The 24,117-nt window shown below is 38.9% G+C and carries 24 protein-coding genes; 8 read left to right on the top strand and 16 right to left on the bottom strand.

Annotated elements, in window-relative coordinates:
• Position 1: 1 nt before the first annotated feature.
• From CD001_RS07160 to groES, 5 genes are all read right to left on the bottom strand, one after another.
• On the bottom strand, positions 2–1,555 hold the full coding sequence (locus CD001_RS07160) for a type I restriction-modification system subunit M (RefSeq protein ID WP_096186851.1): 1,554 nt from the start codon (positions 1,553–1,555) through the stop codon (positions 2–4).
• Positions 1,552–2,103, bottom strand: coding sequence for a restriction endonuclease subunit S domain-containing protein (locus CD001_RS07155; protein WP_096186850.1), 552 nt, complete (start codon positions 2,101–2,103; stop codon positions 1,552–1,554). The genes CD001_RS07160 and CD001_RS07155 overlap by 4 nt, the downstream gene beginning before the upstream one ends.
• Positions 2,104–2,262: 159 nt before the next feature.
• Positions 2,263–5,010, bottom strand: coding sequence for a type I restriction endonuclease subunit R (locus tag CD001_RS07150; protein ID WP_096186849.1), 2,748 nt, complete (start codon positions 5,008–5,010; stop codon positions 2,263–2,265).
• Between the two features lie 336 nt (positions 5,011–5,346).
• Positions 5,347–6,990 carry a chaperonin GroEL gene (gene groL, locus CD001_RS07145; protein WP_096186848.1) on the bottom strand — a complete coding sequence of 548 codons (1,644 nt, stop codon included), beginning with the start codon at positions 6,988–6,990 and terminating at the stop codon, positions 5,347–5,349.
• A 71-nt stretch (positions 6,991–7,061) separates the two neighbouring features.
• Complete coding sequence (gene groES, locus CD001_RS07140) at positions 7,062–7,346, bottom strand: co-chaperone GroES (RefSeq protein ID WP_096186847.1); 285 nt, start codon at positions 7,344–7,346, stop codon at positions 7,062–7,064.
• A gap of 648 nt (positions 7,347–7,994) precedes the next feature.
• Between groES and CD001_RS07135 the strand changes: the two genes are divergently transcribed.
• Positions 7,995–8,717 carry a CPBP family intramembrane glutamic endopeptidase gene (locus CD001_RS07135; protein WP_096186846.1) on the top strand — a complete coding sequence of 241 codons (723 nt, stop codon included), beginning with the start codon at positions 7,995–7,997 and terminating at the stop codon, positions 8,715–8,717.
• Positions 8,717–8,917, top strand: coding sequence for a YdiK family protein (locus tag CD001_RS07130; protein WP_096186845.1), 201 nt, complete (start codon positions 8,717–8,719; stop codon positions 8,915–8,917). The genes CD001_RS07135 and CD001_RS07130 overlap by 1 nt, the downstream gene beginning before the upstream one ends.
• A 77-nt stretch (positions 8,918–8,994) precedes the next feature.
• Here the strand turns inward: CD001_RS07130 and CD001_RS07125 are convergent, their stop codons facing one another.
• From CD001_RS07125 to CD001_RS07110, 4 genes are all read right to left on the bottom strand, one after another.
• Positions 8,995–9,837: a PepSY domain-containing protein gene (locus CD001_RS07125; protein ID WP_096186844.1), complete on the bottom strand. Its 843-nt coding sequence runs from the start codon at positions 9,835–9,837 to the stop codon at positions 8,995–8,997.
• Positions 9,838–10,324: 487 nt separating this feature from the next.
• Positions 10,325–11,038, bottom strand: coding sequence for a PepSY domain-containing protein (locus CD001_RS07120; RefSeq protein ID WP_096186843.1), 714 nt, complete (start codon positions 11,036–11,038; stop codon positions 10,325–10,327).
• Complete coding sequence (locus CD001_RS07115; RefSeq protein WP_096186842.1) at positions 11,035–12,405, bottom strand: sensor histidine kinase; 1,371 nt, start codon at positions 12,403–12,405, stop codon at positions 11,035–11,037. The genes CD001_RS07120 and CD001_RS07115 overlap by 4 nt, the downstream gene beginning before the upstream one ends.
• Positions 12,402–13,118 (bottom strand): response regulator transcription factor, encoded by a 717-nt coding sequence (locus CD001_RS07110; protein ID WP_096186841.1) that lies wholly within the window; start codon positions 13,116–13,118, stop codon positions 12,402–12,404. The genes CD001_RS07115 and CD001_RS07110 overlap by 4 nt, the downstream gene beginning before the upstream one ends.
• A gap of 277 nt (positions 13,119–13,395) precedes the next feature.
• Here CD001_RS07110 and CD001_RS07105 point away from each other — a divergent pair, with 277 nt between their 5' ends.
• The 5 genes from CD001_RS07105 to CD001_RS07085 all read left to right on the top strand — a co-directional run bounded on the left by CD001_RS07105 (position 13,396) and on the right by CD001_RS07085 (position 16,476).
• Entirely contained in the window at positions 13,396–14,256 is an 861-nt protein-coding gene (locus tag CD001_RS07105; protein ID WP_257009733.1) for a transporter substrate-binding domain-containing protein, read from the top strand.
• Between the two features lie 12 nt (positions 14,257–14,268).
• Positions 14,269–14,952 carry an amino acid ABC transporter permease gene (locus CD001_RS07100; protein WP_096186840.1) on the top strand — a complete coding sequence of 228 codons (684 nt, stop codon included), beginning with the start codon at positions 14,269–14,271 and terminating at the stop codon, positions 14,950–14,952.
• 342 nt (positions 14,953–15,294) lie between these two features.
• Positions 15,295–15,615 (top strand): divalent cation tolerance protein CutA, encoded by a 321-nt coding sequence (gene cutA / locus CD001_RS07095; RefSeq protein WP_096186839.1) that lies wholly within the window; start codon positions 15,295–15,297, stop codon positions 15,613–15,615.
• Positions 15,616–15,668: 53 nt separating this feature from the next.
• Positions 15,669–16,193, top strand: coding sequence for a hypothetical protein (locus tag CD001_RS07090; protein WP_096186838.1), 525 nt, complete (start codon positions 15,669–15,671; stop codon positions 16,191–16,193).
• A 67-nt stretch (positions 16,194–16,260) separates the two neighbouring features.
• Entirely contained in the window at positions 16,261–16,476 is a 216-nt protein-coding gene (locus CD001_RS07085; RefSeq protein ID WP_096186837.1) for a hypothetical protein, read from the top strand.
• Between the two features lie 82 nt (positions 16,477–16,558).
• Here the strand turns inward: CD001_RS07085 and CD001_RS07080 are convergent, their stop codons facing one another.
• From CD001_RS07080 to moaC, 6 genes are all read right to left on the bottom strand, one after another.
• Positions 16,559–16,864, bottom strand: a complete 306-nt coding sequence (locus tag CD001_RS07080) for an MGMT family protein (protein WP_096186836.1) — start codon at positions 16,862–16,864, stop codon at positions 16,559–16,561.
• Positions 16,865–17,118: 254 nt separating this feature from the next.
• Complete coding sequence (locus tag CD001_RS07075) at positions 17,119–17,637, bottom strand: RDD family protein (RefSeq protein ID WP_096186835.1); 519 nt, start codon at positions 17,635–17,637, stop codon at positions 17,119–17,121.
• A 90-nt stretch (positions 17,638–17,727) separates the two neighbouring features.
• Complete coding sequence (locus CD001_RS07070; protein WP_096186834.1) at positions 17,728–18,054, bottom strand: antibiotic biosynthesis monooxygenase family protein; 327 nt, start codon at positions 18,052–18,054, stop codon at positions 17,728–17,730.
• A gap of 108 nt (positions 18,055–18,162) precedes the next feature.
• Positions 18,163–19,608, bottom strand: a complete 1,446-nt coding sequence (locus CD001_RS07065) for an MDR family MFS transporter (RefSeq protein ID WP_096186833.1) — start codon at positions 19,606–19,608, stop codon at positions 18,163–18,165.
• Between the two features lie 601 nt (positions 19,609–20,209).
• Positions 20,210–20,845: a redox-sensing transcriptional repressor Rex gene (locus tag CD001_RS07060; RefSeq protein ID WP_096186832.1), complete on the bottom strand. Its 636-nt coding sequence runs from the start codon at positions 20,843–20,845 to the stop codon at positions 20,210–20,212.
• Positions 20,846–20,879: 34 nt separating this feature from the next.
• Complete coding sequence (moaC, locus tag CD001_RS07055; protein ID WP_096186831.1) at positions 20,880–21,359, bottom strand: cyclic pyranopterin monophosphate synthase MoaC; 480 nt, start codon at positions 21,357–21,359, stop codon at positions 20,880–20,882.
• 303 nt (positions 21,360–21,662) lie between these two features.
• Here moaC and CD001_RS07050 point away from each other — a divergent pair, with 303 nt between their 5' ends.
• Positions 21,663–23,603, top strand: coding sequence for an ABC transporter ATP-binding protein (locus CD001_RS07050; RefSeq protein WP_096186830.1), 1,941 nt, complete (start codon positions 21,663–21,665; stop codon positions 23,601–23,603).
• 160 nt (positions 23,604–23,763) lie between these two features.
• Here the strand turns inward: CD001_RS07050 and CD001_RS07045 are convergent.
• On the bottom strand, positions 23,764–24,117 hold a 354-nt coding region (locus tag CD001_RS07045; RefSeq protein ID WP_407081096.1), incomplete at its 5' end, for a transposase.

Genomic DNA, 24,117 nt, shown 5'->3' with positions numbered 1-24,117 from the left:
CTTACATCCCCAACTCTTTAAAATACTTCTCTAATTCCTGATCAATCTCAGAAATTTCTTTATCAATCTCTTCTATTCGTTTGGATACTGCTTCTAGATCTACTGGATCTTCTTCTTCAAATGTATCAACATATCTAGGAATATTAAGGTTATAGTCATTCTCTTTGATTTCTTCCAATGTTGCAGAGTAAGCAAATTTATCAACTGTTTGACGGTCAAGATATGTCTTAATGATTCGCTCCACGTTTTCATCAGTTAAGTAATTTTGGTTCTTCCCTTTTTCATACTCACTGGATGCATCAACGAAGATCACGTTGTCACTTTCTTTACGACACTTCTTAAATACCAGGACACATGTTGGGATAGATGTTCCATAGAAAATATTCGCTGGGAGTCCAATCACCGCATCCAAGTAATTTTTGTTCTCAATTAAATACTTTCGTATCGTCCCTTCCGCAGCTCCTCTAAATAAAACACCATGTGGAAGAACAACCGCCATCGTACCATTGTCATCTAGCTGATGGATCATATGTTGAATAAAAGCAAAGTCTGCTTTTGATTTTGGTGCAAGCTTGCCATACGCACTGAATCGTTCATCATCCATGAACTTTGAATCAGCACTCCATTTAGCACTGTATGGTGGATTGGCAACAACAGCTTCAAAACGCATATCAAGATGGTGCGGTTCTTCCAACGTATCCTCATTTTGAATATCAAATCTTCGATACTCTACGTCATGTAAAAGCATGTTCATACGAGCCAAGTTATAAGTTGTTGACGTTTTTTCTTGTCCATAGTACTTCCATACCTTAGCCTCTTTTGCAACTCTAAGGAGTAATGAACCTGAACCACATGTTGGATCATACACATGCTTGATTTCATCTTTCCCAGCAGTGACAATTTTCGCAAGAATTGTAGATACTTGTTGTGGCGTATAGAATTCTCCTGCTTTCTTACCAGCACTAGCTGCGAATTGAGAAATCATATATTCGTAAGCATCTCCCAATACATCAATATCCACATCATCATGCAAGAATGGAATTTCATTAATACTGACCATGATCTTTGCAATAAGCTTTGAACGGGCACTAACTTCTCTTCCTAGACGTGAGGAAGATAAATCCATATCATCAAAAAGATGTTGGAAATCTTCTTGGCTCTCAGCTCCTAATGTTGATTCTTCAATAGAGTTAATCCCTTTTTGAAGCATCTCAACATCAAACACACCATTATCTCCTTTTTCAATTTCTCGAATCATATGGGAAAACAAAAATTGTGTTTCAATGACATATCCAAGCTCCTGAATTAAATATTCAGTTAGTCCTTCTCGATATTCTTCATCCTTCCAAGCCTCATCAAAGCTAATACCATCTTCCTCTAGTAGCTTATTTGCTCGTGTCTCTACCTTTTCTGATAAATATCGATAGAAGATTAACCCAAGAATATAGTTTTTAAATTCATACGCTTCCATTTGTCCTCGTAAATCATTGGCCATGTTCCATAATTTTTTATGTAGTTCTGCCTGATGCAGACGTTGTTTTTCTGTTTTTGTCATGTCGTACCCTCCAGCACATTGATTAGTTTTTGTTTAATAGCTTCCTGTTCTAAGGAAATTCGTTCTTGTTGAAGTTTTTGTTTGTCTTTTGATAAGCGATAAGCTTTGCCAATTTGTTTTTGTTTTTTTATATCTGGTAGTTCAACTTTCAGATCCTTTAAATTAACGAGTGATAAAGAAGTTACACTTGATCCTTGAGTAGCAAGTATAAGTTGTTTCTTCATCTTAGGATGCTCGTTAAAATACCACGTTATATAATCAGGGTCTGCTGTTTCGTCAAAATCCAAAGCGACAAAATTAAGTGGAATCAAATACCCTTCATAGTCGCTCGGAAAGCGAACTGCCTTTTGAGATAAAAGATGAATAATCACTCGAGTAGGGTCAATAAGAAGATGTTTCTTAATACGACTCTTTTTTACCTCAATGACAGAAGAACGCTCCTTTGTAACACGGTAGTTCGCCCCTAAGACTTCATTAAATTCCTTTAGTGACAGAACTTGAAATTCCTGATTATCATGATGGCGGACTTTCGATTCAACCCGAGTCACATTGATCCCTTGATGAATCGAGGCAATGTTTTGAAGTATAATGGAGAACTCCTCCCTTCTTTAAGTATAAACACATTATAAGTGTAATTATATAAAATTACAATACAATTTCAATGTAATTATATAAAATTACACAAATAAAAGAGAGGGATACCCTCTCTATGCATATTTTTGCGTATGCTCTTTTATAAAATCCTTAACTTTTGTAACGAGTTTCTTTTTCTTTATAAAGCTGCCACTAAGTTCATCATAGATTTTCGGTTGCTCAATTAAGTTACTGTATTCGTAAACAGCTAGATGCTCACGTAAGTGATCATCTTCCATCCCGACTAATTCGGCAAACTTTCCAATTTCCTTTTCACGCATTTTTTCTTCGAAATCGTAATATGCATCAACCACTGAATCATCATTTGTCAGAGTCGGTGCTACTTTTTCTATGAAATCTTCTATGAGCTCTACTTTTAAGCGTAATTCAGGATCAGTTGCACGTCCAAGTTCTCCTTTAATAAAGGCAAGCTCTTTATCAAGCTTCTTCTGGTCTTCAAAATCCAAGTTACGAATCAGATTCATAATATAACTTACATTAATACGATCTGTATGCATAAGTTCCAATTCAAAATCAAGATCTTGCAATATAGAAACCTTCTCTTCCTGATTTCTCGTACGATCAACAATTTTAAAGTATTTACTTTTATAATCTTCGTACGTTTGTTCATCAATCTTTAGCTTTTCTTCGTCAAATTCAAACTCCGAGAAGTTTTGCATCCTCAATAACATTCTTGTCATATTCTTAAAAGCCATAACGAACTTTTTTTGATCTTCTTCACGTTCAAGTACATCGACAGATTCTGGATTTTCTGCAATTTGTCTTACAAGTTCTTGAGCCTTAAGGAATTGTTCATGGTACTCTTCATATGATTTCATTAAGACTTCATCAACAGAGTCAGTTTTTGAAAAGATCCGTATGGCTTCATCTGTTGCATCTTTTAAGTTACGGTAACAGACAATATTTCCATAAGGTTTTGTTGATTTTTCTACACGATTCGTTCGACTATAAGCTTGTAGAAGGTCATGGTGTTTTAAGTTTTTATCTACATAAAGGGTATTTAATGTTTTACTATCAAACCCCGTTAGGAACATTCGAACCACAATTAAAATATCAATTTGTGCTGCTTTCACCCTTCTGGACACATCTGAAAAGTAACTATTCCACACTTCCGTTGAATAGTCTGTGCCGAAATAAACATTATAATCATTTATCATCCGTTCAAGTGCATCCCTTGAATGTTCCTCACGCTCTTCACTTTCTTCATTAGCCCCATAAGTAAAGATACCTGCAACAGTAAAATTATGATCTCTTTGCTTAAATAGATCATAATATCTAATTAATGATGGTATCGAATCCACGGTAAAAATAGCCGTATAACCCTTACTTTTTGCACGACGATGATGGTGGTTTAGAATATGATCTGTCACTAAATTCATATGTTCATCTGAATGCCAAACCTCATCAGTATCAATTCCATAAACTTCAGTAGGATCACTATAATCCAAACTCGATTTGAACGTTCGAATATATTCAACTGAAAAACCTAGTACATTTCCGTCACGAATAGCATCTTTAATCAAGTACGTATGCAAACACTTTTCAAAGAGGTCTGCTGTTGTACGGCCATCCTGACTTTTATTTTCTTCAAACCTTGGTGTTCCAGTAAAACCGAAGTATTGCGCTTTCTGAAAGTGTCTGTCAATATCATTTCTCATTTTACCAAACTGCGTTCGATGGCATTCATCAATGATAAAAATAACTCTCTCTTCTTTATAAGGAGCCATAATATCTGCATACCTTGGGTTTTTCACAGCGTTTGCCATCTTTTGAATTGTCGTAACAATAAATGGACTAGCCTTATCTTTAATCTGATCGACTAACACATCTGTTTTGTCAGTCGTATCAACAGAGCCTTGCTGAAACTTGTTAAACTCTTGAATCGTTTGACTATCAAGATCTTGACGGTCAACAAGAAAGAACACCTTTTTAATTTGTTCTTCATTTGCAAGGATTTGACTTGCTTTGAATGATGTTAGGGTTTTTCCTGAGCCTGTCGTATGCCAAACATAGCCGTTATTTTGAGTTTCTAAAGCACGTTGGACGAGCTTTTCAACCGCATAAACCTGATAAGGCCTCATTACCATTAAGATCTTTTCTGAATCATTAAGAACCATGTATCGAGAAATCATCTTTGCAATATGGCATCTTTCAAGAAAATCTGATGTAAACTCTTGTAAATTAGTGATTGAATTATTTTGTTCATCCGCCCAAAAGAATGTGAATCCGAATAGAATCTCACCATCAGAATTGGAGAAGTACTTTGTATCTACCCCATTGCTGACAACAAAAATTTGCAGGAAACGATACAGTCCTTTAAAAGAATGTTTTCGATACCGTTGGATTTGATTAAATGCTTCTTTAAAATCCAAACCACGTCTTTTTAACTCTATTTGGATAAGTGGCAAACCGTTAATTAAAATAGTCACATCATAACGGTTCGTATACCTGTTTGTTACTGTTGTCTGTGTCGTAACTTGAAAAAGGTTTTTACACCATTCTCTTTTATTAAATAGTTCTACATAAAGTTCAGATCCGTCATCTCGTTGAATTAGTTGTTTATCTCTAAGTATTTTTGCCGATTCAAAAATGCTTTTACCGTCGATCTTGGTCATCAGTCGATTAAATTCTGCATCCGTTAAAGGTTGACCCTCAAGTTTTTTCTTATTAAAAAGGTTAATCTGATGACGAAAATTCTCTAACAGTGCCTCATAATTCTCTATTTTAACTGGTTCATAACCTTGAGTAACTAATTGTTTGACCATATTTTGCTCCAACTTAGCCTCTGATTGATACGCCATCACTTATCCACCTTTCCAAGACAACAACAAAAAAGTATATTTCTCATTACAAAAGGATATTTGCTAATTATTTTTAACTTGTAGTAATTAGTGTAGAACATTTTTATGTATTTCGATTATTTTCCAAAACATTCAATTTCATTTTAACATATTTGGAAACTAAGCATTAAGTCATTTCAAATAATTGGATAATAAATAAAACATAAAAAGCCCCCTACAAAATAATTGTAGGAAGCTCATGAAAATACTAAAAATTATAGATCGGTCACTTTTACGGACACCATAAAAGGTGTAAAGGCTTATAAGCATTGATATAACAAGGTTTTTACACCTATATTACATCATGCCGCCCATTCCGCCCATGCCACCCATGCCGCCCATGTCTGGCATTCCGCCGCCGCCTTCGTTTTCTTCTGGAAGGTCAGCAACGACAGCTTCTGTTGTTAAGAACATTGCAGAAACAGACGCAGCATTTTGAAGTGCAGAACGAGTAACTTTTGTTGGGTCAACGATACCAGCTTCAACCATGTCTACATAGTCGCCAGTTGCAGCGTTGAATCCTACTCCTACGCTTTCACCTTTTAAGCGCTCAACGATGATTGAACCTTCAAGGCCAGCGTTTTGAGCAATTTGACGTACTGGTTCTTCAAGAGAACGTAGAACGATGTTTACACCAGTTGCTTCGTCACCTGTTGTGTCAACGGCCTTAACAGCGTTGATGACGTTAACGAGTGCTGTACCACCACCGGAAACGATTCCTTCTTCTACTGCTGCACGAGTAGAGTTAAGAGCGTCTTCGATACGTAGTTTACGCTCTTTCATTTCAGTTTCAGTAGCAGCTCCAACTTTTACGACCGCTACACCGCCAGCTAATTTAGCAAGGCGCTCTTGAAGTTTTTCTTTATCGAAATCAGAAGTTGTTTCTTCTAATTGTGCTTTAATTTGGTTTACGCGTGCAGAGATTTCTGCTGCATCTCCATTACCGTCAACGATTGTTGTGTTGTCTTTTGTAACAACTACTTTCGCTGCACGGCCAAGCTGAGTGATATTAGCTGACTTCAGGTCTAATCCTAAGTCTTCTGTAATCACTTCACCGCCAGTTAATGTCGCGATATCTTCAAGCATTGCTTTACGACGGTCACCGAATCCAGGAGCTTTAACTGCTACTGCATTGAATGTTCCGCGAAGCTTGTTCACAACTAATGTTGCAAGAGCTTCCCCTTCAACGTCTTCAGCAATGATTAAGATTGGTTTGCTTTGTTGAACAACTTGCTCAAGGACAGGAAGAACTTCTTGGATGTTTCCGATCTTCTTGTCAGTGATTAAGATGTAAGGATCTTCAAGAACTGCTTCCATTTTGTCAGAGTCCGTTACCATGTATGGAGAAGCATATCCGCGGTCGAATTGCATACCTTCAACTACTTCTAGCTCCGTGCCGAATCCTTTAGACTCTTCCACCGTGATAACTCCGTCGTTACCAACGCGCTCCATTGCTTCTGCGATTAATTGACCAACTTCTTCGTCAGCTGCAGAAATAGAAGCAACTTGTGCAATTGAATCTTTGCCTTCGATTGGCTTAGAAATTTTCTTTAATTCTTCAACAGCAACACTTGTTGCTTTTTCAATTCCTTTGCGGATCCCCATTGGGTTCGCACCGGAAGTAACGTTTTTAAGACCTTCAGAAATCATCGCTTGTGCTAAAACAGTCGCTGTCGTCGTACCGTCACCAGCGATGTCGTTTGTTTTGCTTGCTACTTCAGATACAAGCTTTGCACCCATGTTTTCGAAGTTATCTTCAAGTTCGATCTCTTTTGCGATCGTTACACCATCATTTGTAATTAATGGAGATCCGAATTTTTTCTCAAGTACTACGTTACGACCTTTTGGTCCAAGCGTTACTTTTACTGCATCAGCTAACGCATCAACACCGCGCTTCATTGAACGGCGAGCGTCTTCACTAAACTTAATGTCCTTTGCCATGCGTACATCTACCTCCTATTTTATATGTAGTTTCTTTTATGGTTGTTGAAAAGTCAGGCAACTGCCAAAGATTAGCCGATAACAGCTAATACGTCGCTTTCACGAAGGATTAAATATTCCTTGCCTTCATACTTCACTTCTGTGCCTGCATACTTTGAAAAGATAACAGCATCGCCATCTTTCACTTCTGGTGCTACACGTTCACCGTTTTCAGTTACGCGTCCAGTACCAACTGCAACCACCTTTCCTTCTTGCGGCTTTTCCTTCGCAGAATCTGGAAGAACAATTCCGCTTGCCGTTTTTTCTTCTTGCTCGACCAACTCAATGACTAAACGATCACCTAATGGTTTTAACAAGGAAAACACCCTCCTTTAATTTTTATTGCGACATCTCAGCTCAGTTTCATTTTGCAAACGATACAAAATGCGATGACAGCTGATCTGCGCCTTTTTAATTTGGTTGATTATTAGCACTCGTTCATGATGAGTGCTAACACAATTATTATAATAATCAAACATACTTCCTTTTGCAACCCTTTTGCATAGAAAAAGTCATTCAAAAAAAACGACAAAATTTTTCAACAGCGTAGCAAAGGTATTTTTACAATGAAAACGCGTTCAAGGAAAAGGTCAGGATTGGTCATTTTAGCGGGGTTCGCCAAGCCTTTTTATAAGAGATCATATAAAACGACGACAATCCACCTTCTACTATCAACCATTACAGGTAATATTATACATTCTGATTTCGAACAGACATATCGAATAGCATATCAATTTTCATTTAACCGGAGAGGCCTTCTATTCTTACTTTCGTTCTTTCTTATGGTACAATAAGAAACAGTTGTGATGAAAGCGTCATAACTTTGTTCGTTTCGAACTGGAATACATACTTCTCCATATTTTACACATATAAATTGGTGAAGTGTCGTAAGGTTCACTAAACTTAAAGGCGTTTTTCATACTGCTATATACGAAACATTTTATTGTAAAAAGGAGATATGCGCGTTGACAAAACGATATTGGCTGATACTTTTGGCGTTCATCATCATGCAGGTTGCAACTTCTGTTGTGACATTACCGCTATTAATTAGCTCTGGATTTTCCGGAACAGAAGAAGAACTGCTCGGTATGTCTATATTAATTACGTTCTCAATTGGATTTCTTATCATCGTATTACTAACTTTAAAAGCGAAGCCTGATGAACATTTTATGAGAGATCGTGCTGACGTTGGTACGACGATTTTATGGTCGATCCTCGGTATTTTTATGGCTTTTGCTGCTCAATACGTAGCCGCATTAATTGAGATGCTCGTCTTCGATATTGATCCGGGCTCTGAAAATACGCAAGTCATTGTTGACTGGGCAAACGCGGTTCCTTGGTTAATTATCGTTGTGGCTGTGTTCGTTCCTGTCATGGAAGAAATCGTCTTCCGTATGGTTATATTCGGAAGCTTGTTCAAGCGATTCGGCTTTTGGATTTCTGCATTACTTAGTGGGTTTATCTTTGCTGTTGTTCATTGGGATTTCGAGCATTTACTCGTCTACTTAGCAATGGGGATCGTATTTGCGTACTTATATGCAAAAACGAAGCGAATCATCGTACCAATTATGGCTCACGTAGGTATTAACTCTTTCGTTATGCTCATACAAGTTGTCTTCGGAGAGCAGATCCAGCGCTTCATTGAGGAATATGAGCAACTGCAAATGATTATTGGAGGATTCTTTTAATGAGTAGAAATCCGAAGTTTTTAGGATATTTTTATTTTATCATGGCCTCGTTTTTTGTCTTTTTCGCGATTAATCAAAATAATCGGACTGAAGGATGGGACATTTTTACGATTCTTTTTATGGCTGTAGCAGCCGTCGATTACATGCTAGCTTTTCGCCATTTCGGAAGAGCGAAAAAACAAGGAGAACAAAAGAAATAAGAAACAACAAAAGTGCCAGGCACCTGGAAAGTCATTTCCAGGTGCCTGGCACTTGTTATTTTTTTACATTTTCTATATTAATCTACGTAAACGACTTCACCTGTGTACGCATCAACGTAAACATCAACATCATCATCGCTATATTCAATTTCTACTTCGTAAACGAGATGACCTTTTTCTTTTTCAAGTTCTATTTCATCGATATACCCTTCACCGATGTAGTTTAAAGCAATTTCACCCGCTTCTTCACGAGAAATTCTTTCATCCTTACTTGATTTTTCTGTTTTCGCTTTGTTTCCTTCAGCAGACGAACGTTGTTCCTTATCTAGCTTCTTTAATAAATCATCTTCGATTTTGAGCATGTCTCCTGTAGTTGCATCAATGTAAATATCCCCATCATCACCGCGATATTTCATTTCAATCTCATAAACGTAGCTGCCACGTTTCCTCTCTAACTCAACTTCTTTAATTTTCCCTTCCGGCACTGTCTCTAAAGCAATCTCTTTCGCTTGCTCGACAGAAACGTTCATTTCATCTCTTAAAGGGGTCTTCAGTAAATCATCATCAATTTCAATGATCTCTCCAGAGTGAGCATCAATGATAAAGTCGTAATCGTCACCATTGTATTTAATCTCTACTTCATAAACGAGCATTCCATCTTCTGTATCGAGTTCAACTTCATCCAACTTTCCGTCTAACACGCCTTTAGCAATTTCGACTGCTTCTTCAGATGATATTTTTCCATCGTTCGATGAGGAACCTTCTTCTGAATGTGAAGGTGCAGACTCATATTCCTCTTCAGTAACTGGGTTTAATTGTGCTGATTTAACATCATCACTTGTATCGTTTGATGCAAGCGTCATCGCTGACGTTCCTCCTATGACAAATGCTGCCGTTAAAATCATCGTTAATTTTTTCATGTTAAATGTCCTCCTTTTTTCTGTTCACTGATGAGTATAAACAAGAAATCTTAAAGGACCTTTAAAGAAAAATGAGAATTTGATGAGAAAACAAGAAACCTTATTCATATACGGCGTAGATTGGATCCGCCATTTTATATAAAAAGAGGGGAATCTGCATAGCAGCACCGTTCCGTACATAAAAAGCGCTTGGATCTCCCAAGCGCCTATCGTACATCTCTTTTTTGTGTGCGGACATTGAATCCGTTATTTACTCAAAAATTAACCTTTTACAAAGGTTCGCGGATACCGGTTCCTTTATTTACACGAAATCACTCTATTGTCGCTCTCTAATAATCAATAGAGTACTCCCTGTCCGTAAACGAATAAATTCGAGCAATTATCGCCGTTTAACGAACGAATGTCCAGCTAGAATCGGGACTTGTGTGGTCAAGCTACAATTAGGCTCATTCTCGTATCATTCGCTCCTGTTCATTCTTTTGTCACTTTAATCATCATATTCGACAGACAACACTTCACCTGTATACGCATCGATAATAATATCTGCATCAATGCCTGTGTCATCATTTTCAACTTCGATTTCATAAACGAGACGCCCGTCCTGTTCTTCTAGATCAATGTCATCAATTTCACCAGTATGTTCAGAAAGAGCAATATTAATCGCCTCTTGTTCTGAAATCGGTTCAGGAGGAGCCTCTTCTTCAACGGTGTATAACAGAACTTCTCCGGTTCGTGCATCAATTTCTAACGATCCGTCCCCTTCGGACGTCACCACTTTCACACGATAAAACGGATTGTCTGCCTCATCATGTAATGTCGCTTCCTGTATTTCTACATCCTCTGATAACGTTTGCCGAGTGATATCCCTAATCTCATTTACTGAAAGTGTTTCTCCATCTCGCCCTTCTTCCCATCCATCATAATCAGATTGTTGTGACGTCTGTGTAAAGGATACGATTGTGCCATCATTTTGATCGACCTCAATCAAGTATTGCCCGAAGGGAGAATGGAACTCGACTTCATATAATGACCCGCTATGAGCAATTGCTTTTGCTTCACCTCGATAACGATCTTCTAAAATCGATTGAACATCTGCTTCAGACAGAGCTGCTTCCGTATCAGTGATAAATGTAAAGATCAGAACAAGCGAAAGGAGTAAACATCCGCTAATCATCATTACAATTGTTTTTTTATTCATCATGCCTCACCTCTCGATGTTAACACCGGAAATTCAAGGATAAACGTTGTTCCTTTCCCTTCTTCACTTTCTATTCGAATCGTGCCTTGATGAGCTTTGACGATTTTCTTCGCAATCGAAAGGCCTAACCCGCTCCCGCCAGTTTTCCGACTTCGCGCTTTATCAACTCGATAGAAACGGTCAAAAACGTGAGGAATGTCGTCTTTCGCCATTTCGATACCGTAATCTTGGATTCGGACTCTTAACACGTTTTGTACATGGGTAACATCGATATCCAATTCTCGTTCGCTATACTTTAAGCCATTTTCGATTAAAATATAAGCTAGCTGTTTTAATTGCATTTCATTACCAAGAATCGAAAAATCACCAGTGCCTCCCGTTTGAAGATGGATGTCACGCCCATATGCAACTTTCATTTGTTTCGCCGTTTCAAATAACACATTTTTCACATTAACATATTCGAGCTCCATCATTGTCGTTTCGTCACCTTGCGCTAAGGCAAGCATTTGATTCGTCATCTCTTTCATTCGTTTCGATTCAGACGTAATCGCATGTACAGCCTCTTCAAACACTTCCGGGTTATCGTGCCCTCTTCTTTTTAACAATTGAGCATAGCTGTTTATGACTGTTAACGGTGTTCTTAATTCGTGTGAAGCATCAGACACAAACTGCTGCTGCTTCTCATAATTTTCTTTTAACAAATCAATCATGTGATTGAATGTTTGACCCATTTCTGACAATTCATCCGTTGATTTTTCGTCGACATCAATTTTTTTGAACGTCTTTTCTTCACGAATTTGATTCATCGTTCGAACGAGAGACTGGATTGGATGAAGGATAAACCGGCTTAATGACCTGCCTGCAAAAAAGGAAGGAATGAGGATGAGCAGAGAAGCGAGCAATAAAATAACTCTTAACCTCGCTGATGTCTCTTCTAGCATTGTCATCGGTTCATACACTTCAAGTGTTGCAACATCTCCGTTTTCCCAAATGACTGGTGTTCGTGCCACGACGTATGACGTCCCGTTAAACGTTACTCGATCGGACATTTCCATCGTGGAAAACTGCCATTCTAATTCATTTAATCGAGGATTTTTCGATGATACAGACATCGCGACTTCATTATTTTCCGTCACGATCCGGACCATCCCTTCACCAGAAACATAGGCTCTTACATATTCAGCAGGTGCCCAGTCAGCAGACGTCGGTTGAAGTGCCTCGACAATCGTTCTTGACTGCTCTTGAGCACGGTCCATTTCTGCATTGACCGTATAATGCTGAAACAAAAAATAAATGCTCGTATTCACTACGAGTAATAGAATCAGCAGCATGATCGTTGAAAAAAGCGTAATTCTTTGTGAGATCTTCATCCCGACGACTCCTTCATAACATAGCCAACCCCACGTACAGTTTGAATCAGTGGTGTTTCAAAAGGACGATCTACTTTTTGTCGTAAATAACGAATGTATACATCGACAACATTCGTATCACCAAAATAATCAAAACCCCAAACATGTTCCAAAATTTGTTCTCTAGAAAGGACGTGATTCAAGTTTTTCATTAAATAGACTAATAAATCAAACTCTCTAGGAGTTAAGTCAATGATCGTGCCGCCACGTGTCACTTCTCGAGAATAAATATTCACTTTTAGATCAACAAATGATAATGTCTCATTCATATCGAGCCCATCCCCAGAAGAGCTTGCACCATTTTTCCGAAGGTGTACCCGAATTCTCGCTAATAATTCTTCGATTTCAAAAGGCTTCGTGACATAATCATCTGCTCCTTGATCAAGACCTGTCACTTTATCGACAATCGCATCCCGAGCCGTCAGCATCATGACAGGTGTGCCAATGCCTTCTTTTCTCATTCTTCTCAGTATTTCCATCCCGCTCAAGCTCGGAAGCATCACATCAAGCAACACTAAATTCCACTTTTGAGGATGACTTTGTATTTGATGCCAAGCTTCACTTCCATCATAAATCATCTCGGTTTGATACCCTTCGTACTCAAGCTCAAGCTTGATCACACGGGCAATTTGTTCTTCATCTTCTACGATCAAAATCCGAACGTCTTCTTCCATTTCGCTCACCTACTTACATGTATCGTTTCCTGTCGTTCCAGGTTCTTAATTATCTCCAATTGAATAAATCTATTATATTGCTTCGTTTTCTAACGTGCACATGATTCACTTATGTTCATCTTACCATTAACATATACTTTCTTGAAAAATGATTAGCACCCTCAAATTGACGAAAGATTTTTACTTATTCTTTTCGTGAGTATTGCCGTTGCCATTGTCAGCCTTTACGTGCTATGTTTTTAATGCACTAATGATACTTTTAACTAGGAGGAAAAAGATGCAAATGTTACGAGAAAAAATCCGTAAAATGTCCATATTGGCTATTTTACCGGTATCGATGATACTAGCTGCATGTGGTGACGGAGGCAGCAATGATGAAGCTGGCTCTTCCCAATGGGATGAAATACAAGAAGAGGGCGTTTTAACAGTTGCGACTTCCGGCACTCTTTACCCAACATCCTATCATTCAGATGAAACGGATGAATTAACTGGATTTGAAGTTGAAATTGCTCGCGAAGCAGCGGAGCGCCTTGACCTTGAAGTTGAATTTACAGAGATGGGCTTTGACGGTATGCTTACGTCGATTAACAGCGGTCAAGTTGACTTAGCTGTAAATGATATCGACATTAATGAACGTCGTGAAGAAGACTTCTTATTTTCAGATCCGTATAAATTTTCTTACGGTGCGATGATCGTTCGCCCTGATGACCATTCTGGCATTGAAACGTTAGAAGACCTTGAAGGAAAACGTCACGGTGGCGCTGCAACGACGATCTATATGCAAATTGCTGAAGAATATGGCGCTGAAGGAGTCACGTACGAGAACGTCACAAATGACACATACTTGCGCGATATTGAAAACGGTCGTCTTGATGTCGTAATGAATGACTATTACTTACAATCATTAGCAATCGAAGCTTTACCTGAAATTGATGTTGTTATCCACCCTGACCTGTTTTATCATCCAAACAATCAGGCGATGATCATGAAAAAAGATTCAACTGAACTTCAGGAAAACTTAAATCGGGTTATTAACGAAATGCTTGAAGATGGTACAATTCAGGAGCTTTCTGAACAGTTTTTCGGTGGCCAGGACGTTTCAGTGGAGCCTGACATCGATTTCGCAGATGAAAAGTAAAGGAGAATGAACATGAGTGAGATTCAATGGGAATACATTTTTGATCCTCAGCTCGCGATCGAATCGTTACCCTATGTCATGCAAGGCATTTGGTATACACTCTTCATCTCTCTCGTCAGTATGTCCATTGGTCTCTTCATTAGTCTTTTCTTAGCGTTAGCCCGTTCGTCTTCTCGGACGTGGCTTCGTTGGCCAGCAAGAACGTACATCTCCTTTATGCGGGGAGTCCCAATACTCATTATCTTATTCTTACTCTATTTCGGCTTCCCGTATATTGGCATTGAATTTAATGCGGTAACCGCCGCCATTATCGGCTTTAGTTTAAACAGTGCCGCATACATGGCCGAAATTAATCGTTCTGCGATCGCAGCGGTTCCGAAAGGACAATGGGAGGCTGCTCGTTCTCTCGGATTATCTTATTGGATGACGATGAGACGTGTCATATTGCCGCAAGGGTTTCGGATTGCTGTTCCACCGCTATCCAATGTGATGCTTGATCTCATTAAGGCTTCTTCACTCGCAGCGATGATTACGGTACCGGAAATTTTTCAAATGTCCCGGATCGTTGCTGGCCGCGAAATGGATTACATGACGATGTTTATTTTAGTCGCGCTCATTTACTGGGCAGTCTGCTCAGTCATGACCGTCTTACAAAACTATTTAGAAAAACGCTTTGAAAAATACGATGCTTTTTAACTTAGCAACAGCTCCGGTCCTTAAACAGTCCGGGGCTTTTTTCGTATGTGATTTATGTCATCATGAATACGACTATTTGTGATCTGCAGCGCTACGGGGACACTCGTTCCGTTATTTTATCAAAAAACGATGCTTTCAGCATGTTCGCGGACACCAGTACCGTTATGTTAGCATATTCCTCCTCATTTTTGATGATTTACAAGTAATAGCGTACCTGATGTCCTCAAACACCTTCGTATAACGTTTTTTCCTCTACATAACGGATCTCATGTCCTCTAAACACGTTAAACGCATTACCCATTTAATGGAAACATGATACACTAAGAAAGTGGAGGGGAAAACATGGAAATTACGTTCGTCAAAATAGAAGTTCTTTTGCCAGAAGAATATGTCGTAAGGCTAAGAGATCAGTTAAACGAGTCAGGCTTTTTAACTGTAGGAAACTATGATCATGTCATCTCTTACTCTAGAGTGAAAGGATATTGGAGACCATTGTCGAACTCTTCCCCATTTAACGGGATTAGCGGTGAGGTTTCTCATGGCACTGAATGTAAAATGGAATTTAGATGTTTATATGAGGATCTAGAAGAAGTAAAAACGATCATTAAGAGGATTCATCCTTATGAGGAACCGATCATTAACGCAATCCCTTTATTAAACTAATGAAGATATGTAGGAATAGATAATGCTAGTGGCTGAAAGGAGCGGAGATAAAGATGAAAAAAGAATGGGAAAAGCTGATGAGCTTGAAAGGAAAAATGCTAGTTGAACTTGTAGGTAAACGATTTAGCATTTTGAAAGGTGAACAAACTTTGCAAATCCTCTGTTCAATGCCATTTTTACATTGGGCTGTTTATGACGAAAATACACAAGCATTAAAAGAAGAAGGTTTTTGGTATTTAGAGTGGAAAGAGACTAAAATGGGCGATAATATTCTTTTACTTCACGATCGAGCAACACCAGAGCCTCTAAACTATACCTTTTATGAAATAGATTCCGTTACTCTCGATAATGGAATCAGCGTAATGGAAAACAGTTATTTCCCTTCTCGTAAATTGATCAAGCATGTTACTGGTTATGGCTTCATAGATGGAGAAAAGAAGTATTTAGTAGCGATTGTCGTACAATGCGAGGAAGAATATTTTTATATTGAAGCTTGTCCAGCAGTAATGGAGGTCAATATTTCAGATTATGAGCCCGATCCACCTCCTCACCTGCAGGTTATGTTTACGACAAAATAGTCGTTGCGGTGAACAAAGGTGAAGTTGCGGCTAAACGAGAAGAAGTTGCGCGGAAGCATGGGGAAGTTTGCGTCAAAAGGCAGAGATGTTGCGCCAAAAAATAGAGAAGTTGCGTAGAAAGGCAGAGATGTTGCGCCAAAAAATAGAGAAGTTGCGTAGAAAGGCAGGGATGTTGCGCCAAAAAATAGAGAAGTTGCGTAGAAAAGCAGGGATGTTGCGCCAAAAAGTAGAGAAGTTGCGTAGAAAAGCAGGGATGTTGCCCCAAAAGGGGGAGTTGCTATGACTAAAACACTTTTTACTATGACCAAACCCAAAGTTACTACGGTGAAATCAAGTGTATGACTATCGACAAGCATAATACTGCTTTAAGAATGCCATTGATAAACCGTCAAATCAATTTTCCCATTTTCGTCTACTTCAACACCTTCGTTTTTTAAGCGGAGCATTTGCTCATTAAAAGCTTCATCGTGTTGAATAGCAATTTGTCCTTTCGCATTAATGACCCGATGCCATGGGAGACGATGCTTCCTGCTCATCGAATGAAGAACTCGGACGACTTGCCTGGCAGCTCTGCGGTTACCTGCAAGTCCGGCAATTTGCCCATATGTCATTACGCTGCCTTCAGGAATATGACGAATAATATCAATCACTTTTTCTGTAAAAGGTGTCATCAGCTTACGTTCCTTTCTGCAACTTTCAGTAAATCGTTAGTAACCCCTCCACCTAGAAGGGAAATGCGACGCTAACTTTTGTTCAATTCAATTCTATCATTTTTTCATTTCCCACGTTTCATTCCGGAAACCATTAATTAAATAGAGGTTTTTATCATGAATTTATTTTGCTTCAAAACTATATTATCTACTGCCTCATTTGACTCAACCGCCTACTGTTTAGGGACTCAGGTAAAGGTTTCTTTCGTCAACTACTAAGAAGAAACTTTTACTACTGATGTTTTCGCAACGATATCGTAGAGTGATTGTTTCTTTTTCGTAAATATCGCAGTCAATATATAAGCAAAGATGAGTGCATAAATAAGTCCACCGATAAAATAATATGCAAACGGCATCTCACCATCACCTAGATAAACGAGACGATACACAAAGTAATGTGACAGCTCCCACGGTAAAAACTTAAGGATTGTCCGAAATGTATTATGCAGCACTGATATAGCTTCACCGTTTTGTCGAACAACTCGTATACCTGCTTTCTTTTTTCCGAAAGACTGTCCGACAATGTTTGAATCGCACACAATAAAGTAGAGGGAGACAGGAAGTGTCACCATTAAAAAACCTGTAAATTGAGCGGTTACTAATGAACCTTGGAAGAATTGTTGAAGCGATGGAAACAGGAAGATATTGATGTTCGCAATAACGAGTAAGTAAACGAGAATAACAATGTAATCGATCATAAAAGCTTTGAATCGGATGAGAAATGATGCATTCATTCATATAACCTCTTTCTTTTCAGACCTAAATAAGGATTTATGTTTACTTCCATAAAAAGCCTCACTTCCTCTTTGAAGTAAAACATGAATTTACATCGTAAAAGAATATTCTCTCTCTACTTTACATACTCGAACCTTGTAGTGCTTATACCATTGCTCTTTACCTTTTTCTTGGGCAATTTGATGAGTTGAATGATCTTTCCACTTTTTAATAGCTTCTAACGATTCCCAGTAAGAAACCGTTATACCAAGCTCGTTATCTCGGGAGCTTTCTACTCCTAAAAATCCTTCTTGCTGAGAAGCTAATTCTACCATTCGATCTGCCATTTCCCCATACCCTGTAACATCTTCTGTACGTTGTGATGTAAAGATCACTGCATAATATGGCAAATGATCAGTTTTTCCATTGTCACTCATATTTTCCCCTCCTTCACTTTCGAACTTCACATTCGTTCATCTATCTATCCTTTAACCTACTTAATTCAGAAAAAATTATTTCAAAAGCCCCCAATAAAGGCGGCCGTTTTATCCATTTGCAGCTTCAGCTTTCATTTCTTCTTGCTTTTCTTGTTCTTGCTGCTTTTTATATTCTTTCCCTAACAGGAGACCTGCAGGAATCGATATGAGCGTTAATACCCCAATCAAGAGAAACCCTTCCGTTATTGCTTGAAGACTCGCTTCCTCCATAGTCATTCCGTTGGATGCGATGACTTGTGCACGCCGCACTTCGAAATAAACGGACATAAATACGATCCCTAGCGCCGAACTCATTTGCCTTAACACATTATTCATCGCTGATCCACGCGAAATGAATTTTTCAGGTATAGAGTTCATCCCTGTCGTCGTGGCAGGCATCGTACTAAAGCCCATACCGATTCCACGTAAAGCATTGAGGAAAAAGAGCATCCAAAGTCCAGTTTGCATATCAATAAATCCGAACCATACAGTTCCGACGGTTGTAAAAATAAGTCCAAGTGTTACAACGACTGAAGGACCTTTCTTATCTAAAATTCGTCCACCAATCGTCATAAAAATACCTGATAAGAGAGCTGATGGTAAAAACACGAGCCCCGTCATAATCGCTCCATATCCGTAAACATTTTGAACAAGTAATGGAATTAAGAAAATACCGCCAAATAAACTGATCGAACTAATAATTGCAACCCAGACGCTGTAAGTATAGGCTTTTATTTTAAAGATTGACAAATCAAGTAATGGCTGTTGTTTCCCGTTTTCGATTTTAACAAAAGCAAAGAGAGCGACCACACCAACAATTAACAATGCCAGATTGATAGGGTCATATAAATGTGCAAGCTCACTGATTCTGCCCAATCCAAGTAAAATCGCACCAACACCGAGTGTAACGGTCACAAATCCACCTCGGTCAAAAATTAAGTTCTCTGCTTTCTTCGTCCGTTTTAAATAAATGATTGATAACGTCAATCCGAGTAAGCCTGTTGGTATATTACATAAGAACAGCCATTGCCATGTACCGAGCTCAATAATTGTCCCACCTAGTGTCGGTCCAATGGTTGGAGCCATCATCGCTGCGATTCCCCATACTCCTGTTGCCATTCCACGCTCTTTTTTCGGAAATACTTCAAAAATAAACACCATCGAAAGCGGCATAATGAAGCCGCCACCTATTCCTTGAAGACCACGGAAAAAAATAAGAGATGATAGATTCCAAGATAATGAACCAAGAATTGACCCTAATATAAACAGAGCGATACCGAATAAATAAACTTCTTTTTTGCCAAATTTATCACTTAAAAAGCCAGTTAATGGCATCGTCATACCCATTGTTACCATAAATATCGTGATGACCCAGCCTGCTGCGACTGCATCCGCATCAAAAACTTCCATAATATGCGGAACTGCTGGGTTTAACATACTGTTATTTAATATGACCGTAAACGTCCCAAATAGTACGGAAAATAATACGATCCATTTATGTGGAACTTTACTCATTCTCTCACCTGATTTCTCTAAAGTTCGATACTCGAAATATCTACTTCTACTATACCAAATTCTCAGGCTCGGTGCGACGAGAATTTCGCTTTGATATTCGGAACGATTTTTTCCATAAACAAAACTAGGCTTGTCGTTAAAGCGTTTCTTGGCAAACGAATTGTACTTTCTAGAAACGTTTATATTTTCGTGCAAAGCTTAGTCGTTTTAATACGCTCGCCCATCGGTTTTATCAATCTTTAACTTACAAGAAAAGCGAAAGGCGCCCGCCTATCGGCGAAAAGCGCTGTCTCTTCCACTTCTAGTATCACTTTGAAGCTATATCCGTCAACCGGGCAATACGCCACGTCCTGTGGCATGCCCGGCATTAGGACGTCCTGTCCGTCGAGACAACTCGTAAGATAAGATCTTCGGCTAAAACCCCCGCGTCCTGCGGGAACGCCGAAGCCACCACATCCGTGTGGAAGCTCGTGTAGGAAACGCTCGTGCCTGCTAGTCTAGACAATAATCGAGAAATTGAAATTTTATATACTTTCTTACCTTATAAAAAAGCCGTCCCATCAGCACGAGATATTGCGCTTTTTGGAACAGCTTATTGTTATTACAATGGGTAGTGCTTTAAAAAATAAATGAGTGATTGAAGCTCAACTGATAAATCGATATGATGCACCCTGACATTGTCTGGTACAGAAAGTCTCGCAGGTGTGAAATTTAAAATCCCCTTGATACCTGATTTGACTAACTCGTCGGCAATCCCTTGCGCAGCCGGGGCAGGCACAGTTAAGATCGCTACTTCCGCTACACCGGAAATACGCTCTTTACATTCATCCAAGTGATAAATGGGAACGCTTCCAATATTTTGGCCGATCTTTGATTTTTCAACATCAAACGCCATTTCAATTCTCATGTTATTGCTTTTTGTAAAGTTATAATTCAATAATGCGGTACCGAGATTCCCAACTCCAACTAAAATTACTTTCGTTACTTCATCTTGATCCAGCGTCTTTCTAAAAAAGGTTAGTAAGTAATTGACATTATATCCGTAACCTTTTTTTCCTAAAGCTCCAAAATAGGAGAAGTCTCTACGTATTGTCGCTGAATCAACTTTTACTGCTTCGCTTAATTCTGTTGAAGAAACGCGATGCTTTCCTGATGCTTGCAAACTCTCTAAAAATCGATAATATAATGGCAGTCTCTTTGCCGTTGCTTGAGGTATTTTTGCTTGATCGATATCCATTCTTTGTCCTCCTCATCCTTTGGCAGTTTTTTATTTATCTTTTATAATCACCGTTTTTTCCACCTGTTTTTTCAAGCAGATAGGTTTCACCAATGACCATTCCTTTATCTAATGCTTTACACATATCATAGACGGTCAATGCCGCAGCAGATGCAGATGTTAGCGCTTCCATCTCAACACCGGTGCTACCCTTCGTTTTTACGCTGGACTCGATGTGAAGAACATATGTCTCATCACTTACTTCCCATTCAAAATGAATATTCACACCTGACAGTGATAAAGGATGACACATCGGAATCAACTGTGATGTGTTTTTTGCAGCCATAATCCCTGCTACTTGTGCAACGGATAGAACATCGCCTTTCTTCATCGTTCCGCCCGTAATTCCTTCATAAATCTCTTTTGACACTTGGACACTGCTTTTTGCAATAGCGGTTCGGACCGTTTCTTGTTTTTCAGAAATGTCGACCATCTTCGCTCTGCCTTGGTCATTAAAATGTGTGAACGAACCCATTTTGATCCCCCTTTATTGTCTTCTTCTATTGTACACCATTGTTGTAAAATCTGCACAACCCTACACTTTTCGTAAAAAAACTTGGCTTTATCGATAAAGAGTTTCTCTGCATGCTAATGGATTCTTCCCTAGAAACTCCTATCCTCTTGTACAAGCCTTAGTTGGCGTTATCCGATTTTTCATCAGATTTTTATAGTATAAAAAACTTGCACGTATGTAGCGTGAGAATGTTGCTACTTTACCGAGGAGTCATGTACACTTACATTATTGATATGACGGAATATTCTAAGAGGATGAACGAAGATGATTTTACTACAATGTGTGCAAATAACGAAGTCCTTCGGGGCTGAAACGATATTATCAAATGTGAAATTAGAAGTGAAAAGCCGTGAACGAATTGCGCTCGTCGGCCGTAACGGTGCCGGTAAATCTACTCTATTGAAAATTATCGCAGGCGAGCTTTCTCACGATTCTGGCGATTTAATCATTCCGAAAAATGTTGAAATCGGGTATTTAGCTCAGCATAGCGGTCTTCATTCGGACAGATCGATTTGGGATGAAATGTTGAGTGTGTTTTCTCATTTGAAACATATGGAGAAAAACTTGCGCCAGCTAGAAGAAAAGATGAGTAATCCAAACACACCTAACTATGAAAAAATTTTAAGTGAGTACGATCAGCTACAGCAAGATTTTAAAGATCAAGGCGGCTATCAATATGAAGCTGACATTCGCAGTATTTTGTCTGGCTTAAACTTTTCCGATTTTGATTATAATACACCGATTTCCAGCTTAAGCGGCGGGCAAAAAACTCAGTTATCATTAGGTAAACTGCTGTTAACAAAGCCTGACCTTCTCATCTTGGATGAGCCAACGAACCACCTTGATATTGACACATTAACATGGTTGGAAAATTATTTAGCTGGATATCCTGGTGCGATCTTAGTCGTATCCCATGACCGCTATTTCCTCGATCGGATTGTCGATTATGTGTACGAGCTTTCTTTTAATCAAACGGTGAAATATACAGGAAATTACAGCACTTATTTAGAGGAAAAAGCAAAACGGCTCGAGCTCGAAATGAAAATGTACGAAAAGCAGCAGGAAGAAGTAAAAAATCTCGAAGATTTTGTCCAACGAAATATTGCCCGGGCATCAACAAGCAATCGAGCAAAAAGTCGGCGAAAACAGCTTGAACGAATGGACTTGATGACCAAGCCGACAGATGAGGATAAATCGGCAAAATTTCGTTTTGATATTACTCGTCAAAGCGGAAATGACGTGTTAACGATCCAAAATTTAGCCATCGGCTATGATAGTAAGCCTTTAGTCGAAAACCTCGATTTGAAGTTGACACGTGGTGAAAGTGTTGCGTTACTCGGGCCGAACGGGATCGGAAAATCAACGCTCATTAAAGCGATATCTGAAAAAATAAAGCCGCTCGATGGTCATATCCAGTACGGAAGCAACGTGTCTATCGGTTATTTCGATCAGGAACAGACAGAGCTTACGTCAAATAAAACCGTACTCCAAGAGCTTTGGGATGAGTATCCTCAAACCATCGAGAAAGATATTCGTACTGTCCTCGGCAATTTTTTGTTCAGCGGTGAAGATGTACTCAAAATTGTCTCAGACTTAAGCGGAGGCGAAAAATCTCGTCTTGCGCTTGCAAAATTGATGATGAAAAATGCAAACTTGCTCATTTTGGACGAGCCGACCAACCATCTTGACCTTGATAGTAAAGAGGTGCTAGAAAATGCTTTAATTGACTATCCAGGTACGTTGCTCTTCGTCTCTCATGACCGCTATTTCGTGAACCGAATGGCAACCCGTGTCGTCGAGCTCTCCTCAACAGAGATTACGAACTATTTAGGTGATTATGATTACTATATTGCCAAAAAGCTTGAGCAAGCTGAATGGGAGGAGCTTGAAGCCTCAAAGCGTGTCGATGCTTCGGTTGAAGGGTTCGACGCGAACGAAAAGCAGTCGAAACAAGATTACGAACGTGAGAAAGAGCTAAAGAAAAAAGCTCGCCAACGCCAGCGGAAAATTGACGAACTTGAAAAAATGATTGAACAGGCTGAAATGAACATCGCCGAATGGGAAGAAGAGCTATGTGACCCAGAAGTGTACCAAGATCATGAAAAATCAATGAAATTGAATGAAAACATCGAAGAAGCGAAGCAAAAGATTGAAACCTATATGGAACAATGGGAAGAACTGCAGCTAGAAGAAGCATCAAACTAAACCCAGAAATATCCAGGTGCCCAATGGTGTTGCACAATTGTTTTTAAATTCAATATATGTAAATTTTTTCAAGTAACTTTTGTCCTTATGAAGAAAAAAGGGAAACGAGGTAGTGTTTCGACCTTGTTCCCTTTTTTTTACAATTGTCTAAATCATTAAGTTACTTGTGCTTTTTCTTCTTTAATTCTGTTTTATCTAGAGCTACATCCCCAAAATCTGGCTTCACTTTTGGCTTTGGTATGGGCACTTTTTGTCTCCCCTTAGATGTTCTTTTCTTTTTCCGTTTTAAAGCTCTTTTAAATGAGCCAACGGTTTTAAAGAGATAAGTTTGAAGGAGTCTAAAGAATTCCCAAGCAGACTTATTAGAGTTTGTTTGAAGTTTGACGATTAAAGATAATCCATATGCAATTAAAGAGAGAAACATTTGGTTCCAAATACCTTGCGGTTTTGTACTCCAAATTTTGGTTAATCTTAGGTGCTGTTTAATCCACTTGAAAAATAACTCTATCATCCA

It is taken from the genome of Evansella halocellulosilytica, from assembly GCF_002335745.1.
Classification (GTDB): Bacteria; Bacillota; Bacilli; order Bacillales; family Salisediminibacteriaceae; genus Bacillus_CA; species Bacillus_CA halocellulosilytica.
The sequence above is the reverse complement of the archived record's forward strand: the minus strand, read 5'-3'. Positions and strand labels throughout refer to the sequence as shown.